1 protein-coding gene is annotated in these 1,350 nt (G+C 53.6%); it reads right to left on the reverse strand.

Features of this window, described 5'->3' with window-relative positions; all coding sequences use genetic code 11:
- The coding region (locus tag A3AY_RS0108740) for an ABC transporter permease subunit (protein WP_018325301.1) at positions 1 to 1,301 on the reverse strand (1,301 nt) is incomplete at its 3' end.
- Positions 1,302 to 1,350 lie beyond the last annotated feature (49 nt).

The raw sequence follows: 1,350 nt of genomic DNA on the forward strand, positions 1-1,350 counted from the left end.
GTCCGCACCAGCCAAAACGCGCCCATCGTGCCTATAATCGTCGCAACGCACGCGGCGGCGATGCCCAATTGAACCGAAAAGAAGAACGACTGGTGCCATTCTGTGGCGTTCGCCAGCTTTTCCCACCAACGCAGCGAAAATCCCGGAGGCGGAAATACGACGAATGGAGACGAACTGAAAGACAGTATCACGACGACAATCAACGGCGCCGTCAGGAAAACGAGCATGAGGATCGTGTATGCCCATAACCAACGCGCACTGCGTGTAATAATGGGCCTTGTTGCGAAGTGCACCGATGCCTCGACAGCGTAGAGGAGGGGATCGATCGATCGTTTCACTTTCTTGAGCAGCCGTGCCGCCGCCCGTGGTTCTTCATCGCTCAGTGCGACGGTTGACGATGACCATATCATTTCCAGCGGGATAAACAGGCTCGCAAGGAAGAGAATGGCGATCGTCACCAGGAGCAACACGATGGACGATGCATATCCGAGTTCGAAGTTCAACAGCGTTGTCATCTGTGCGACAATCAATTGTGAGATCATTGTGTCACTCGGGCCGCCCAACAAGGCAGGCGTGATGTAGAACCCGATCGCAGAAATGAAGATCAATACCCCTGCAGAAAAGACGCCTGGCAGTGTCAGGGGAAAATAGACGCGTAGGAATGCTTGTACCGGCTTTGCCCCCAGTATCTGGGCTGCTCTGGCAACATCATGGTCAATGCGCACCATTGAGGAATACATTGTGAAGATGGCGGTCGGGATGAAGACATGAGCCATACCAACGACGACAGCGAAAGTCGTGTTGAGCAGGGTCAGGGGTTCATGGATTACGCCCGTCCAAATAAGCGCATTGTTTATGATGCCTTCACGACCGAGGATGATCATCCAGGCATAGGTCCTAATCAGGAAAGCAGTGAATAGCGGAACCAGCAGGAAAATACTGACGGTGGACAGTGAGCGTGATTTTAGCTTGGTCAGTAGATAAGCAACCGGGTAGCCGGCGGCGAGGGATACCACTGTCACGATCAACCCGATCCGAAGGGTATAAAACAGTACGTTCAAGTTCGTCTCGCTCGAAAAAACGCGAGCGTAATGACTGAAGTCGAATTTCGCTCCTTCGAAACTGCCCCAAACGATGTAGGACAGCGGAATCGCCAGAAAGCCGATCAGGAGGATGAGGAGCGGACCCGAAACCAGAGCTCCTTTAACCCAGCGATTTTCTAACAGGGAGTTCATGACGGTTTGCCTCTTTGCCCGGCGCTTGATACCCGCGCCGCTCACGCTTTCCAGTACCACATTCATTACTTTCACTCCGTCGCTGCTCCGAGTGCAGGGGTGACGATTCCCGCTC

Source organism: Rhizobium giardinii bv. giardinii H152 (genome assembly GCF_000379605.1).
GTDB classification, from domain to species: Bacteria; Pseudomonadota; Alphaproteobacteria; order Rhizobiales; family Rhizobiaceae; genus Pararhizobium; species Pararhizobium giardinii.